The organism is Flavobacterium sp. J372, assembly GCF_024699965.1.
GTDB lineage: Bacteria > Bacteroidota > Bacteroidia > Flavobacteriales > Flavobacteriaceae > Flavobacterium.
Map to the genome: position 1 here is coordinate 724,359 of NZ_JAJOMZ010000004.1, position 14,928 is coordinate 739,286.

Below are 14,928 nucleotides of genomic sequence, written 5' to 3' on the forward strand. Positions count from 1 at the left end.
CATGCTTAATTAGGCTTTACGGGGCCAATATTTGTAGAAGCTGCATAAAATTTACAAATAACAATCATTGAACAAATGCCTTCAGGCGGGGGCAAGAAAGCGTGACAAAGTAAACACAAAGATTTTAGACTTTAACAAAATTTTAATAGACAAAGTATAGACAGTAGCAATTTTTTTTATTTCTAAAATATTGAATAGTAATATCTTAAAAATAGATACGAATAGCCAGCAGTAAGTCGCTTAAATTATTGGAGAAATTGGGATGAGTATGATGTCGCATATAAAGCATCCCGTTGTTAAATTTCCATTAAGAGCCTTTCAAACTCTGCATCATCGTTAATTTCCATTTTCTTCTTGATACGATATTTTTTCGTAATGGCGCTTTCATGTGAAATCTGGAGAAGCGAAGCAATTTCTTTATTTGAGAGATTTAATTTAAGCAAAGAGCAAAACTCTATATCATTTTTTGTAAGCTTGCTAAACCTGTTTGAGAGCGTGCTGTTAAAATCCGGGTGCAGGTTGTTAAACCTGGTTTCAAACTGTTTCCAGTAGTCTTTTTGCCGGGCCAGTTGCAGCAGTTCCCTTTTTATCTCACTAATCTTTGTAATTTCTCCAAGGTTGCATCTTTCAATTAATGCATTAAGGCTGTCCTGGTAGTTGGCCATTTGCAGCGCTGCCGATGTTAATTCCCGCTGCTTTTCTTCAATAATATGCTTTTGGGCATTGTTAAGTTCAGCATCATGGCGGTGTTGCTGTTCAATCAGGTTTTTTTCTGCGGCTATAGATTTCAGCTCTTCCTGTTGCAGCTTGTTTTTTAGGCGCAGCTGGCGTACCAATGATAAAATCAGTATCAATACAACTATGCTTCCGGCTATATAAAGTATCCTGATCTTTTTTCGGTTGCTATTGTGTTTTGCAACGTTTCATTATTTTCTGCCAGCTTAATGTTTTTCTCGCGTTGTTCTGCTGTCTGGAATTTCGCCTGAACTTCTTTTACATCTTCCTTTTTCTCTTTAATGGCCAGCGAGTCCATCATTACAACAGCGTTCTTAAAGGCCTCAATAGCCTTCTTGTCTTCATTTGTCTGGGCATAAGTTACTGCAACAGCCTTTTGATATACCATCCTGTCGAGGTCATTGGCCACCTGTATTTTTTTTGAAGCATCAATTTTTGCAATAATGTCTTTAGCCAGGGCAAAATTTCCGGAGAAATTCAGCAGGTCAATATATTCTGAACCTATACGCACCAAATGCGGTGACTTGGTTTGAAGCAGGTATTTAAATGCCTTATCATAATTTGCAATTGCCTTTGCGTTATTTTTAAGCTGCCGCTCAAGATTTCCAACTTTTGAATAGGTTATGCCAAGCACTTCTTTATCCCCAAACTTTTCAAGTCCCTGTGCCGCTTCAGATAATACATTTTTTGCCGAACCCAGCTGGTGCTTATGTATGTACGCTTCGCCCATGTTCAGCAATGTCATGTAGTAATTTTTATCGGCTCCCATTGCCTTAAAATCTACCAGGCATTCTTTGTATAAATCCAGTGCAAAATCAAAATTTTCCTTTTTAAGATAAGTGTTTGCAAGTTTTTGCTTTACGGCCGGCAGTTGTTTATTTCCCTTTTGTTTCTTGAGTATGTTTACAGCCCTTAGCAGATAATCTATAGATTTATCATACTCATTCATCAGGTTATAACTTGATGCAATCTCGCCATAGGCCATACCTACACCAATTTCATTATCTATTTTCTCATTGATGTCTACAACATCTTGCGCCAGCTTTATTGCAGTAGAATAATCACCTTTATTACGATAGGCTATCGAAAGGTTAAGCAGGCTGCGTACTTTATTCCGCGGGTGCTCATCTATATAAGTAAGTGATTTTTTGAAATAATATATAGATGAATCAGGATTGCCCTTCATGCCATAATACATACCATATAAATTGTAAGTGTTGCCATATATGGTATCATGCAGTTTGCCCTTTTGCGCCAGGGTGCGTTTAATTACAACCAGAGCGCTGTCTGGGGCGCTGTAGATAAGCCGCCGTGTCTTGAGTTCGGCTTCCTTAAAATCGTATGTTTTTTGTGAGTGGGCAAAAAGAGGGAGCAGTAGTGCCAGCAGTAAATATCGCATCATAGTCCGTTTCAATAATTGGCAGGGACTAATTTAACAAAAATTTAGGAATAATATTTAAAAATTAAATTTTTGAAAGTTCAGCTATTTTGTCATAAACCATATTACTTTCAAAACCTTTTCTCAGCAGGAAATCTGCTACCTTTTTCTTCTTTGAACTTATACTCCGCTCTCTTATGGTTAACCATTGCTTTTCAGCCAGCGCCTCAAACAATTCATGATATTCCTCAGGATCAATTTCTTTTAGGGCAGCCTCAATATTATATTTAGATATTCCGCGCGATTTAAGCTCATGAGTTATGCGCACACGCCCCCAAAATTTCATCCGGTGCTTACCGCGTGCAAAAGCACGTGCAAAACGCTCCTCATTAAGGTAGTTATTTTCAATAAGATGTGCAATGATAAGATCTGCCGCCTGCGGAATCATGCCCATGCTTTTCAGTTTTTTTTCAACTTCAGCATGGCAGCGCTCCTGGTAGCTGCAATAGGTTTCCAGTTTGCTTTTGGCTTCTTCTACCGTGTATGTTTTCTGTGTTTCCATAGCGGTGAGGAAGATATATAAATTCCGGGAAAAGTACTATACCGTAATGTTAAGGTTTTTGTGCGTATCAGTTATTGCACGCTCATTCTTATAGTCAATCCATGCCTGGCCTTTGTATTTACGCATAAAACCATCAAAATAGCGCATAATAAAGATGTTGTATGCCGCTTTGCCCAGGTTGGCCCAGCTGCGTGGCAGTGCCCTCAGGCTCATAGAAAAGCCGGGTGTTAAGTATTTCATATAGTGCCAGTAGCCTTCAGGCATGTATAGCATTTCGCCATGTTTCAGGTCGGCTACAAAGCCATGCGCATGTTTTAGTGCCGGCCATTTTTCAAAATCCGGATTGTCAAAATCAATATCCTCACGTGATATTAATGCATGCGGAACTTTATAAAGATATTTCGTTTGATCAGGCGCAAATATGATGCACCTTTTGTTTCCGTGGAAATGAAAGTGCAGGATGTTGGAAAGGTCTATGTCAAAATGAATGAACACTTTTGAATTTTCTCCACCAAAGAAAAGCATCGGCATTTGTTTTATAAGCTTCAGCCCGAGGTCAGGCCACTTAAAATCATTTTGAAGTGACGGCACCTTTTTCATAAGGTTGTAAAGAAAGATGCGGTAATTGGTGGGCTTACTTTCCAGGAGGTCTATATAGTCAGCCATCTTCATTTGTGCATGCGCCTCATTAAAACCATCTTTGTGCGAAACCGGGCGGTCATCATAAAGCGGAACAATCTGTTCGCCTGCGATATTTTTAATGTAATCCAGCTTCCACTTCTCATAAGCGGGCCAATCGGCAGTAAGCTGTTCCACTACAACAGGTTTTTGTTTTTTTACATAATTATTGTAAAAATCCTCTTTAGATATGGTTTTTACTCTTTCGATTTCAGTAAGATTCAGCGGCATAGCGTGACAGAATGTTAGTAAACAAATTTAATCAAGCATTACGTTATTGTAAACACCGGTACACCCAAAATTTTCTTAAAATTTTTATTTTATGAAGAACTAACTTACAAAAAAAGCTTCTTTTAAAGAAGCTTTTAATTTAGATTTTTTTCCCTGATGCCTCAAGGTTGCGCTCAATTTTGTGCCCGGGGCGTGTCCATTTCGGTTTTTCGCCAAGTGCTGTATATTGTGAGTCTTCGGCTTCAACAGTAACGGGCTGAGATATCTTGGTGAAAGGCTTTTGAGGCACCAGGCCCAGCATTTCAAACATCTTCATATCTTCATTTACATCGGGGTTTGGCGTTGTAAGCAGCTTATCTCCCGCAAAAATGGAGTTTGCTCCTGCAAAAAAACACATGGCCTGGCCTTCGCGGCTCATTTGTGTGCGCCCGGCTGAAAGCCTCACCTGTGTTTCAGGCATTACAATACGGGTAGTGGCTACCATTCGTATCATCTCCCATATTTCAACAGGCTTTTCATCTTCCATTGGGGTGCCTTCAACAGCTACCAGCGCATTGATGGGCACACTTTCAGGCTGCGGGTTTAGCGATGCCAGCGCTACCAGCATACCGGCGCGGTCTTCAACGCTCTCGCCCATCCCAATGATGCCGCCGCTGCAAACAGTTACGTTTGTCTTGCGTACGTTTTCAATAGTTTGCAGGCGGTCTTCATACCCGCGGGTAGAAATCACCTCTTTATAGTATTCTTCAGATGTGTCAAGGTTGTGGTTATAGGCATACAGGCCGGCTTCGGCAAGCCTTTTTGCCTGGTTTTCGGTAAGCATGCCAAGGGTGCAGCATACTTCCATATCCAGTTTGTTTATGGTACGCACCATCTCAAGCACGCTGTCAAACTCGGGCCCGTCTTTTACATTTCGCCATGCAGCGCCCATACACACGCGTGATGAACCGCCTGCCTTTGCACGAAGCGCCTGCGCTTTTACCTGCTGTACCGACATAAGGTCATTCCCTTCAATATCGGTATGGTAGCGGGCAGCCTGCGGGCAGTAGCCGCAATCTTCAGGGCAGCCCCCGGTTTTTATTGATAAAAGTGTAGATACCTGCACCACATTTGGGTCATGAAATACCCGGTGTACGGATGCTGCCTGGTACAGCAGGTCCATTAAAGGTTTGTTATACAGGGCAATAATCTCATCGCGGGTCCAGTCGTGCCTTTTCGTCATAACAGATGGTTTGTTTCGCTCAAAAATAGCAAATTCTGTTAAAAGGCAATGCCTGTGTGCTGAAAATCTGAATCAGCCTTTAAGCGGGGTTATGATTGGCGTCATCTACTTTGTTGATTTTCTCAACCTTATCTTTCCAGAACTGCATTAAAGCGAAAGATACTATAAGCGATGCGGCAGCCCCTTCAAGGAACAGGCCAATGCAAAACTGGTATATAGATGGCTCGCCTCCGCCAAATATGTAGCTTTCCTTAAAATTTTCAAGATAGTTGTCGCCACCGTTCATCTCCACATATACCATAAAAGCTATCAATCCTAACACAAGGCTTGTAAGCCCGGTGAATATTGCCGATAAAAGATTGGTAAAATAGCCGTCTATATGATCTTTATAGTTATCTTTAATGGTACGGTTGATACCCCATATTACAGGTATAAAATTGATAAGCCTCAGCCATACCTGGTCATCAAGCCCAAGCATTTCCATAAATAAGAAAATGGCCCCGATGCATGCAAAAATGATGATACCGTTTGTGATTATCCTTGAAAATTTCATGGCAGTTTGTTTTTGTGTTCCTAAATCAGTTAATAGTATTTGTCCGAATTTATTTATACCGAATTTAGCTATAAAAATGAAAACGGTAAAGTGTATTAATAAAACTTTAATACTACAAGTATGACCATTTTTTTGACTGCCAGCGGGTTGTATTAGTTTACAGGATTGCCGTTTTCATCATACAGCAGTACCCAGTTATCATGGCCCCAGTAGTTCCATTCGGCAGCGGCCAGGTCAACTTTATTATTAATCAAAGCTTTCATAGGGCCTCCATTAATTGACACCATTGAATTTACATAAACAGCTACATCTTTACCTTCTTTGGCATAATGTTTTTTTATGCGCTGGCACATCTGCCATATCATATCGGGCTTGGCTGCCATGCCGCTTTTTTGCTTAGGAGTAAGGTCTCCCGTTACATCATAGTAAAGCTCTTCGCCGGTTTTTTTATCTACAACCCTAAAATTGATCAGCCCATTCCGGAAACGCAGCATCATGCGCCAGCTAAGGCGGTGGCCTTCTTCTGTCCAGAGCACATCGCCTTTCATAAGCAGGTGCCTGGCAGGCAGCAGCAGCTGGATGATAAGGTAAGGTACAAAGAAGTACCAGAAGATATTTTTGCCTTCATAGGTAGGGCTATGGTCGGTAACCGGCGGTTTCTTTTTAAAGAAAATGCGGCGCATTTTTTCAGGTGGGTAAAAGAACACAACAAAGCTAAGCGCGAAGAACGGAAAGATACCTATTTGCAGCGTGATAGAATTGAAAAGGTGGAATATCAGCGAAGCAATCAGGGCAATTGTCCTTGTGCGTTTCCAAAGCAGGCACGGCACAATAAACAAGTCGAAAATGATGCCCATCCAGGCGATGCCCAGATAAACCCACTTTTGTGTAAAGAATGGCAGGAGTGAAGGGGTGATAGTGCGCTCCATAAGGCTGCGGGTAAAAGTGCCGTCAATCCAGCCGGGATAAAATTTTGCCAGCGATGCATATACATAAACAATGGTAACCTGCGCTATCATTACCCATGAGCACCACGCCGGCATGGTAAGCCTGCGAATGGATGGGTTTTTAAGTGAATCTATCGCCGCATACCGGTTTGCAGGCAGAAAACACATTATGAAGCACACCAGCATAAGCAGGTAGTAATGGTTGTTATAGGTAGTTTTTTGCATAAAGTAGGTTGCAGCCCACATTATTGTGAAAATCCCCAGGCTCCAGCGATATTTATAACCGGCCATAACCAGCAGTCCGCAAAAGCCCATAATTATAAAGTATACATACATCCAATAGCCCGGTAAAGGCTGAAGCCATTCCATATGGATATGTGAGAATGTGAATTTTGGGTCAATCAGGTTATACTTAACCCAGCCGGTGCCAATAGCTCCCCAGGTTTCGCAGGCCAGCAGCAACCCCAGGAACATCCTGAAGATGATAAGCGGCGAATTATCTATCTGCTCAAAAAGGCGGTTCTTCATTTATAGCAGGTTTTGAAAAAATGCACGTGTGGCCTGGCCATCTTTTACAAGTTGTTCTTTAAGCGCATCAAGCGATTCAAATTTTTCCTCATCACGTATTTTGCTGTAAAGGCTTATACGCAGTTCTTTGCCGTACAAATCACCGTCATAGTCAAGATAATTTACCTCGATGGTACGGGTAGTGCCGCCAACAGTAGGGTTGGTGCCAATACTCATCATCCCGAAAACATTTTTACCGTCAATAATGCTTGAAACTACGTAAATGCCAATAGGGGGTATCAGCTTATAATCTTCCGCAATATCAATATTGGCAGTTGGGAAGCCTATGGTACGGCCTATCTCTTTACCTTTCACCACAGTACCTGTAAGCAGGTAGGGGTAGCCCAGGAAGCTGTTGGCAGTGACAATATCACCTGAGTCAAGCGCATTGCGGATTTTGGTAGAGCTTACAGAAACTTCATCTATTTCCAGCGCCGATATCTGTATAACCTCAAAGCCGTATTGTTCACCAAACCGTTCAAGGTCGGTAATAGTAGCAGTACGGTTGCGCCCGAAACGGTGGTCATACCCGATGATGATGTGGTTTATGTTTAGTTTATCAAATAAGATATCTTTTACAAATTCTTCAGCCGTAAGGCGTGAAAAAGCGTGGTCAAACGGATGGATTATAAGGTTGTCTACACCGCATTGTTCCAGTAAATAAGCCTTTTCGTTGATGGTATTGAGCAGTTTTATATCGCTGTGCTGCTGCAAAACCATCCGCGGATGCGGAAAAAACGTAAGTACGGTTGAGGCGGCGCCTGCAGCTTTTGCTGTTGCCGTAAGTTTATCAATGATAGTTTTATGCCCTTTGTGCACACCATCAAAAGTGCCAAGTGTAAGCACAGTGGCTGAATTTGTGGTGAAATCCTGTATGGAATTAAAAATTTTCAAAACGTGGAAGTTTCGTTTCGGCAAATGTAACTATACATCGATAAATTAACTAAACTGAAGTGGGAAAATTGACTCATAATCTGTTACATAGTTAATTAACATCAAAAAAAGGCACGCAACTGTAAAAGATTTATTAAAATGAAATATATTTGCCACCTATTTTACAACAAAAAACTTAATATAATGAGAAAATTATTACTCGCGGCTCTATTCGCTATTTTCTGCATTTCCTTTGGTAATGCTCAGGAAGGCGGCTGGAGGCCAGTTGATAAGAAAGACGCCGGCGCTAACGGAGAGGTGAAAGAATCTCTCATGAAAGTTACCGGAGGATTTTTTCTTTTTGATGCGCAGACGCTAAGGCAGCCACTTGCAGGCGCCGGCAGCAAAGAATCTGGCGCGCAGCCTGTTGTTATTGCTATTCCTGATGTAAATGGCAACATGGAGCAATATGCAATGTATGAATCTTCAAACTTTGCGCCTGAACTACAGGCCCAATATCCTGAAATACGTGCCTATGCAGGTAACAGCCTTCAGAATCCATCAGCAGTGCTTAGGCTAAGCCTGTCTCCTAGAGGATTGAGCGGTATGGTACTGCGTGAAGCAGGTAAAACTGAATTTATTGAACAGTATACAAGCGGCACCAGTAATGTGTATATTGTTTTCAATGCCGAAGGCAAAAGAGAAAGAGGCAGGCTGCCTTTTACCTGTCTTACAAAACATGATAGCAATGTAGATGCTGTTATCGACCCATCAGCACGCCGTGCAAGCGATTTGATCTTCAGGACGTACAGGCTTGCACTATCATGTAATGGAGAGTATACTCAATACCATGCTAATGTTGCAGGAGTATCAAACGGTACAGACGCACAAAAGAAACAAGCCGCTCTCGCTGCAATGAATGCTACTATGACCAGGGTTAATGGTGTTTTTGAACGTGACCTTGCCGTAAAACTTATAATAATTGCCAATAATGACAGTGTTATATACACAAATGCAAATACAGATCCTTATACAGGCATGGGTTCATGGGCTTCTCAGCTTAACAGTACGCTTACCAGTGTTATAGGCGAAGCTAATTATGATATAGGACACTTTTTTGGAGCTTCCGGAGGCGGAGGCAGCGCCGGTAGTATAGGCAATGTATGTATCAACGGTTTTAAAGACCGGGCGTATACATCACCTGGAATAGGAGGCCCTGAAGGAGACTTTTTTGATATAGATTATGTTGCACATGAAATGGGCCACCAAATGGGCGCCAACCATACGTTTACTTACACAGGAGAAAACAACCCTGTAAATGTTGAACCTGGTAGCGGTAGTACAATCATGGCCTATGCAGGCCTTGGCGAACAATATAACGTGCAATTGCATTCAGACGATTATTTTACTTACAGGAGTATATGGCAGATACAGAATTACCTTAATACCCAGTCATGTGGTACCACAGCTGCACTTACAAATCCTGCTATTACAGTTACAGCACCCGCCGCCGTAACAATACCAAGAGGCACAGCTTTTGTTTTGCGTGCTGTAAATCCTGAAGCAAACCTAAATACTGTTACATACACCTGGGAGCAGGACAATGATGCAACAACATCGGCTGCATTTACAACTAACAGCTTTGTTTCTCCAACTAAAACAAACGGGCCTAACTTCAGGTCAGTGCCACCTACAACCTCAGGTGTAAGGTATATGCCTAATCTGACATCAGTGATTGAAAACAACTTAACGCCTACAACCCTTTGGGAAACCGTAAATACTAATGCACGCCAACTTAATTTTGCCCTCACAGGAAGAGATAATGTAGCAGGCGGAGGCCAGACAAAAACTGATTTCATACAGATTAATGTTAGCAGTACAGTTGGCCCGTTTACGGTTACATCACAAAACACGGCAAACGTTTCATGGGCAATTGGCAGTACGCAGACTATAACATGGAATGTGGCAAATACAACAAATTTCCCTGTTAGTACTTCAAATGTAAATATCAAGCTATCTCTTGACGGAGGTCTTACATACCCTGTTATGCTTGCCGAAAATACGCCAAATGATGGTTCGCAGTCAATAACTGTACCAGCAGTAAGCGGTACAAATTGCAGGGTAATGGTTGAAGCTGTTGGTAATATTTTTTATGCTCTTAACACCACGCCTTTTAAAGTAGGCTTAGTAACAGCTTGTACAAGTTATCCTACAAATACACCATTTGCTGTACAAGATGGTACAGGTACTTCAAGTTCTGTAATAGGCCCTATTTATTACTCTAACCAGGTTGTAACAGGTACAGGAACTATTGCAGATGTTAACGTAAGTGTCAATCTTCAGCATACATCAATCCGCGATATATTAATGGCTATAAGGCATCCTGATAATACCGTAATTTTCCTATGGCAAAATCAATGTGGCTCTCAGGATAATTTCAATATAACATTTAATGATGGTTCTCCTGCAGTTGTATGTGCTGAGCCTACTACCGGTACATACGCGCCAAGCTCTGCGCTATCCGCTCTTAACGGCAAAGGTGTTGCAGGTACATGGTCACTAATGATTGCTGATGGATACGCAGGCAATACGGGGCAGGTGTTATCATGGAACCTTGAAATATGTGCCGAGCAGGCTGCAGCTTCTACAGAAGAATTTGCAATGCAGGATTTAGCAATTTATCCTAATCCTAACAATGGTAACTTTACAGTTAGCTTTACCTCTGGTACCGGAGAAGATATTAAACTTGGTGTTTATGATATGAGAGGCAGGCAGGTAATGCAGAAATCATATGCTAATACAGGTGCGTTTTCAGGTAACATAAATCTTGATAATGTACAGGCAGGTGTTTATCTTGTAACTGTTGAAGATGGTGCAAACCGCGTTACTAAGAAAATTGTTGTTCAGTAATTAAATCGGATAAAAAAGGGGATACAGCGATGTATCCCCTTTTTTATTTAATACTTATAATTATTTGCCGTTATAGGTACTCATTGTGTTGGCAAGTCCGCTTAGTGCAAATGAGCGTACAGCTTCCGCTGTTACATCAAGCCTTTCAGGCAATGCACTTTTTCAGCTTCGCTCCATTCTCCAAGCACGTAGTCAACCTGCCTTCCTTTCTTAAAATCATCACTTATTCCAAACCTAAAGCGGGGGTAATCACCATTGCCCAGTACTGTCTGGATGTTCTTTAAGCCGTTGTGCCCTCCATCACTGCCTTTACCTTTAATTCGGATGGTACCAAAAGGAAGGTTAAGGTCATCTGTGATAACCAGAATGTTTTCAGCAGGAATTTTTTCCTGGTCCATCCAATACTTAATTGCTTTTCCACTAAGGTTCATATAAGTGTTGGGCTTAAGCAGGTAGAGGGTACGTCCTTTTAGTTTGTATTCAGCCATTGTTCCAAGTTTCACCGTTGCAAAATCAAGGTTTTCTTGTCTGGCAATATGCTCTACAATCTTGAAACCAATGTTGTGACGTGTATTAACATATTCAGCGCCGATATTACCAAGGCCTGCTATAAGAAATTTCTTCATGGGGTCAATTTCATCCTTTTCCGGATTTGAAAACAGTTTGCTAAACCAGTTCATGGGGCAAAGATAGGGTTTTAGTATAATTTATTTTAATGTAATGCAATAGGGAATATGCTGTGCTAATTGTTATATTTTAAATTTTAACATGGTCACTTTCAGTAAAATCAGATTTATCATCTAATATTTAACTAACTTTGGAAGTTACTCAATATACAATGTATAGTCGGAAAAATTTCTTTGTCGGCAAGATTCTGTTTTTTATACTGCTGCTAAGCGGTATAAGCGGGTATGGGCAAAATTTTTCGCTACAGGTCACACCAACCGCGGTTACATGTGCAGCCCCCGGCTCTCTCTCATTTAGTGTTTCAGGGGAAGCTCCTGGCATTCTTGTTACATATAATGTTTACCTGATGCCGGATATCGCAAACCCCGTAGGCCAAACTACAACTACATCAGTTACAGGGCTGGCGCCAGGTAACTATTATGTTACCGCCACGCAAAATTTGCCCGGCGGAGTTATTACAGCAACAGGGCAGGCGAGGATAAGAGATAATACACAGCTTGCCGCAACCATAATAAATACAACCCAGTTATGCATCGGTGAAGGTGGCGGTTCGTTTACTGTAAATGTAACATCAGGGGAAGCTGCTACATATGAAATTTTTTGGGGCCCTACTATCCGGCCGCCACAAACATCTTCTCTTTTTGAAAATCTCGCTCAGGGGTTCTACGGCGTTAAGATAACTGATATTTGCGGTAACGAAGTTGAGCTATATCCTACAGTTGCACCAGGTACAGTATTCTCGGTTGGACTACTTCAAGTTTTGCCAATATTTAATAGTTGTAATGAAGTTCTGACAAGGCTAGCTATCGGCAGTAACCCTAATGATGGTAATGCACCAATAGCGTATCCTATAACTGTAAAATATACCATACATAACGGCAGTTCTGACACTGTAATTGACCAGGTAATAACTTCTGGTGACCAGTGGTATTTGGAAGTATTTCAGCCACTCCCGTTTGTGTCATTTGATCAACTTGTTGATGTTGATGTAATGGTGTATCATCCTTGCGGACAAAGAGAATATACTGCCTTTGGTTCGCCACCGGGCCAAGTGCCAATAGCTATACCTAAGATTCAGGCTACAGGGGGCTACGGCCTTGCCGGCTGTGCACAAAAGTTTCTTAAGGTAAATGTTGCCAACTTTTCGCCACCCTATACAATTAATTTTTCTACAGCGCCCGCCGGTTTTAATCCATCTGCGGCAAATGCACAATACCCGGGCCCGTATACAGAGACTAACATACAATTTGGCAGCGAGGCCATGCCTGTGCCTGTAGGCCCGTATACCGCCGTAATTACAGATGCCTGCGGCCAAAGCAGAGATGTTCTTTTTATGGTTACACCAACAATGCAGGTTGAAGCAGACGCATTTAATTATGATTGCGTAAATAATCTTGGCTATATAAATGCACAGCTTGTAAGTGATGAGGCTCCTGTAGTGCTCGACAAAGCAATCCTTACGCAAGCCCCTGAAGAGTATGAAGCCACTACGCCGCTGGATGTAAGTACGTATATCAGTGATAACGATATCCTGGAGTTACCGGGCCTGCCCCCGGGTGTGTACTGGTTTAATTTTTCCGATGAATGCGGCAACACCCTCACCAGGTCAATACGTGTTCCGGAGAATGTACCTTCGGTAATGATAGGCGATAAGCAGCCTGACTGCAGCCCCGGGCTAGGCACTGTGACGATAAGTACGCACAACCCGCCGCTATCAGGAGTAAAGATTATGATTGCTCCGCCGGAGTTCCCGTATCCGCTGCCATATGATGCGTCCTTTAACATAAACAGCCAGGGCGTATTTTACATGGATGGCCTGCCACCGGGAGACTATCGTTTTATGGGCATAGATGTATGCTACAATCCGGATAAGCCAAGGTATTACGTAGCAAAAGTAGAAGGATATACAATTAATAAAAATAATTTGCAGGTTATTCCGGGCTGCAATAGTTATGACATTATCCTCAATTATGAAAGTAATGCTGCAGGGGAAACGTTCTGGATACAGAAACAGCTTTCTAACGGTAGCTGGGGCCATCCGGAAACGGATTATCCTTATACTGAAGGAAGTGTGCCTAATAATACTACGGCAATAAAAATACAATCGCAGGAAACCCTTACAGCAAACGGATGGTCAGGTATATATAGGATATTGCGGTACCATCAGGCTTATGCCCCTGTAACAGGACGAAAAGAATGTATTGCCATAATACATAATTTTGAGCTGTATCAGGGTCTACAGCTTTTGGAAACCAATATACTAAGCTGTCCCGGAGACCCCATAAGCCTTGAAGTGGTAACAAATGCTGTATTGCCGGCACAGTATACCATCATTCGCAGAAACAACATCCCGTATTTAATACAAAACGGGGAAGATAATATTTTCACAGGGCTTACTGAAGCCACATATACCGTAACCATATCAGACTCCTGCGGCCAGAATATTACTGTTGATATCACCACCCAGGATGCCACCCCACTTGTTGTGGTGAACGATCCCGGCACACTGTTTACCTGTGACGTAGGGAATGATGGCGAAGACACATTTGACCTCTCATTTCAAAATGCAGGCATACTGGGCAGCCAGGATCCGGATGAATATACTGTTACATACCACGCCACGCAGGAAGAAGCCGATGCAGGTACAGGCGTGCTGCCAAACACTATTGTTAGCGGACCGGCTACAATTTATGCACGTGTTATACGCAATGACAGCCCTGTATGCCATGAAACAATAGCCTTCGCACTTCAGCTTTACCAATCGCCTGTGCTTAATATTACTACACCGGCAGCATTCTGCGAAGGGCAGACGGTTACGCTTACCGCCCCGGCAGGTTATGCAGGTTACCGGTGGTCTAACGGTGCCATTACAGAGCAAATTGCTGTAGGGACGGCAGGAGATTACACCGTAGTTGTCACCAATGAACATGGCTGTGAATCTTCGCAGACAGTTACTGTGGTAGCCTCACCGGTACCTGAAATTGAAAGTATAGATGTGATTGATTTTGCTGAGAGCAATACCATTACCGTAAACATAAAGCCGAACGAGGTGCCGATGTACCCCGAGTATTCTCTTGATGGTGTAACTTACCAGCAGAGCAATGTTTTTGAGAATTTGCTGACGGGGGAATATACTGTATTTGTAAGGGATAGTTTCCGTTGCGGATTTGACCAGGAAACAGTATACGTATTGGACTACCCGAAATTCTTTACGCCAAACGGAGACGGCACAAATGACAAATGGCGTATAAAGTTCTCTACCATACAAGAGCCCAATATGATAGTACATGTTTTTGACCGTTTCGGTAAGCTTGTCTATTCATTTGATGCCAATGACGAAGGGTGGGATGGCAGCTTTGAGGGTGCCCCGCTGCCGGCAACCGACTACTGGTTTATTGTAAAACGCCAAAGCGGCCGTGAGTATCGCGGGCACTTCTCGCTGGTAAGGTAAGCAACAATTTAAAGTACGAAGAGACGAGTGATTTGTATAGATGGTGGCATATTGTAAAGGCTACCGCCGCCGGGCGTGAAGTTTCCCAAATAAATAAATCAACACATCACCGAATAAAAAAAAGCGTCCCTTGT

10 protein-coding genes and 1 pseudogene are annotated in these 14,928 nt (G+C 42.3%); 2 read left to right on the forward strand and 9 right to left on the reverse strand.

All coding sequences use genetic code 11. The features are described 5' to 3' along the window. Positions 1-296: 296 nt before the first annotated feature. The 8 genes from LRS05_RS03695 to LRS05_RS03730 form a co-directional block, all read right to left on the reverse strand. The gene (locus tag LRS05_RS03695; protein ID WP_257867085.1) at positions 297-854 is read right to left on the reverse strand and encodes a hypothetical protein; all 558 of its coding nucleotides are present in this window, start codon (positions 852-854) and stop codon (positions 297-299) included. A 17-nt stretch (positions 855-871) separates the two neighbouring features. Then, entirely contained in the window at positions 872-2,137 is a 1,266-nt protein-coding gene (locus LRS05_RS03700; protein WP_257867086.1) for a tetratricopeptide repeat protein, read from the reverse strand. Between the two features lie 61 nt (positions 2,138-2,198). Then, positions 2,199-2,675 (reverse strand): regulatory protein RecX, encoded by a 477-nt coding sequence (locus LRS05_RS03705; RefSeq protein WP_257867087.1) that lies wholly within the window; start codon positions 2,673-2,675, stop codon positions 2,199-2,201. A 36-nt stretch (positions 2,676-2,711) separates the two neighbouring features. Then, positions 2,712-3,584 (reverse strand): cupin-like domain-containing protein, encoded by an 873-nt coding sequence (locus tag LRS05_RS03710; RefSeq protein ID WP_257867088.1) that lies wholly within the window; start codon positions 3,582-3,584, stop codon positions 2,712-2,714. Positions 3,585-3,723: 139 nt separating this feature from the next. Then, positions 3,724-4,806: a biotin synthase BioB gene (gene bioB / locus LRS05_RS03715; protein ID WP_257867089.1), complete on the reverse strand. Its 1,083-nt coding sequence runs from the start codon at positions 4,804-4,806 to the stop codon at positions 3,724-3,726. Between the two features lie 79 nt (positions 4,807-4,885). Further along, positions 4,886-5,359 (reverse strand): hypothetical protein, encoded by a 474-nt coding sequence (locus tag LRS05_RS03720; protein ID WP_257867090.1) that lies wholly within the window; start codon positions 5,357-5,359, stop codon positions 4,886-4,888. Between the two features lie 152 nt (positions 5,360-5,511). After that, complete coding sequence (locus LRS05_RS03725; RefSeq protein WP_257867091.1) at positions 5,512-6,834, reverse strand: HTTM domain-containing protein; 1,323 nt, start codon at positions 6,832-6,834, stop codon at positions 5,512-5,514. Continuing rightward, positions 6,835-7,767, reverse strand: coding sequence for a bifunctional riboflavin kinase/FAD synthetase (locus LRS05_RS03730; RefSeq protein ID WP_257867092.1), 933 nt, complete (start codon positions 7,765-7,767; stop codon positions 6,835-6,837). Between the two features lie 183 nt (positions 7,768-7,950). Here LRS05_RS03730 and LRS05_RS03735 point away from each other — a divergent pair, with 183 nt between their 5' ends. Beyond that, complete coding sequence (locus LRS05_RS03735) at positions 7,951-10,656, forward strand: reprolysin-like metallopeptidase (RefSeq protein ID WP_257867093.1); 2,706 nt, start codon at positions 7,951-7,953, stop codon at positions 10,654-10,656. Positions 10,657-10,716: 60 nt separating this feature from the next. Here LRS05_RS03735 and pth read toward each other — a convergent pair. After that, positions 10,717-11,282: pseudogene (gene pth / locus LRS05_RS03740) on the reverse strand (aminoacyl-tRNA hydrolase). A 407-nt stretch (positions 11,283-11,689) separates the two neighbouring features. Between pth and LRS05_RS03745 the strand changes: the two are divergent. Beyond that, the gene (locus LRS05_RS03745; protein WP_257867094.1) at positions 11,690-14,794 is read left to right on the forward strand and encodes a T9SS type B sorting domain-containing protein; all 3,105 of its coding nucleotides are present in this window, start codon (positions 11,690-11,692) and stop codon (positions 14,792-14,794) included. The last annotated feature ends 134 nt before the right edge of the window (positions 14,795-14,928 follow it).

What these genes read in the sequence shown, in the direction of transcription:
- LRS05_RS03725 (WP_257867091.1), bottom strand. Translation starts at nt 6,834, where the DNA reads ATGAAGAACCGCCTTTTTGAGCAGATAGATAATTCGCCGCTTATCATC.
- bioB (WP_257867089.1), bottom strand. Translation starts at nt 4,806, where the DNA reads ATGACGAAAAGGCACGACTGGACCCGCGATGAGATTATTGCCCTGTAT.
- LRS05_RS03745 (WP_257867094.1), top strand. Translation starts at nt 11,690, where the DNA reads ATGCCGGATATCGCAAACCCCGTAGGCCAAACTACAACTACATCAGTT.
- LRS05_RS03700 (WP_257867086.1), bottom strand. Translation starts at nt 2,137, where the DNA reads ATGATGCGATATTTACTGCTGGCACTACTGCTCCCTCTTTTTGCCCAC.
- LRS05_RS03710 (WP_257867088.1), bottom strand. Translation starts at nt 3,584, where the DNA reads ATGCCGCTGAATCTTACTGAAATCGAAAGAGTAAAAACCATATCTAAA.
- LRS05_RS03735 (WP_257867093.1), top strand. Translation starts at nt 7,951, where the DNA reads ATGAGAAAATTATTACTCGCGGCTCTATTCGCTATTTTCTGCATTTCC.
- LRS05_RS03705 (WP_257867087.1), bottom strand. Translation starts at nt 2,675, where the DNA reads ATGGAAACACAGAAAACATACACGGTAGAAGAAGCCAAAAGCAAACTG.
- LRS05_RS03720 (WP_257867090.1), bottom strand. Translation starts at nt 5,359, where the DNA reads ATGAAATTTTCAAGGATAATCACAAACGGTATCATCATTTTTGCATGC.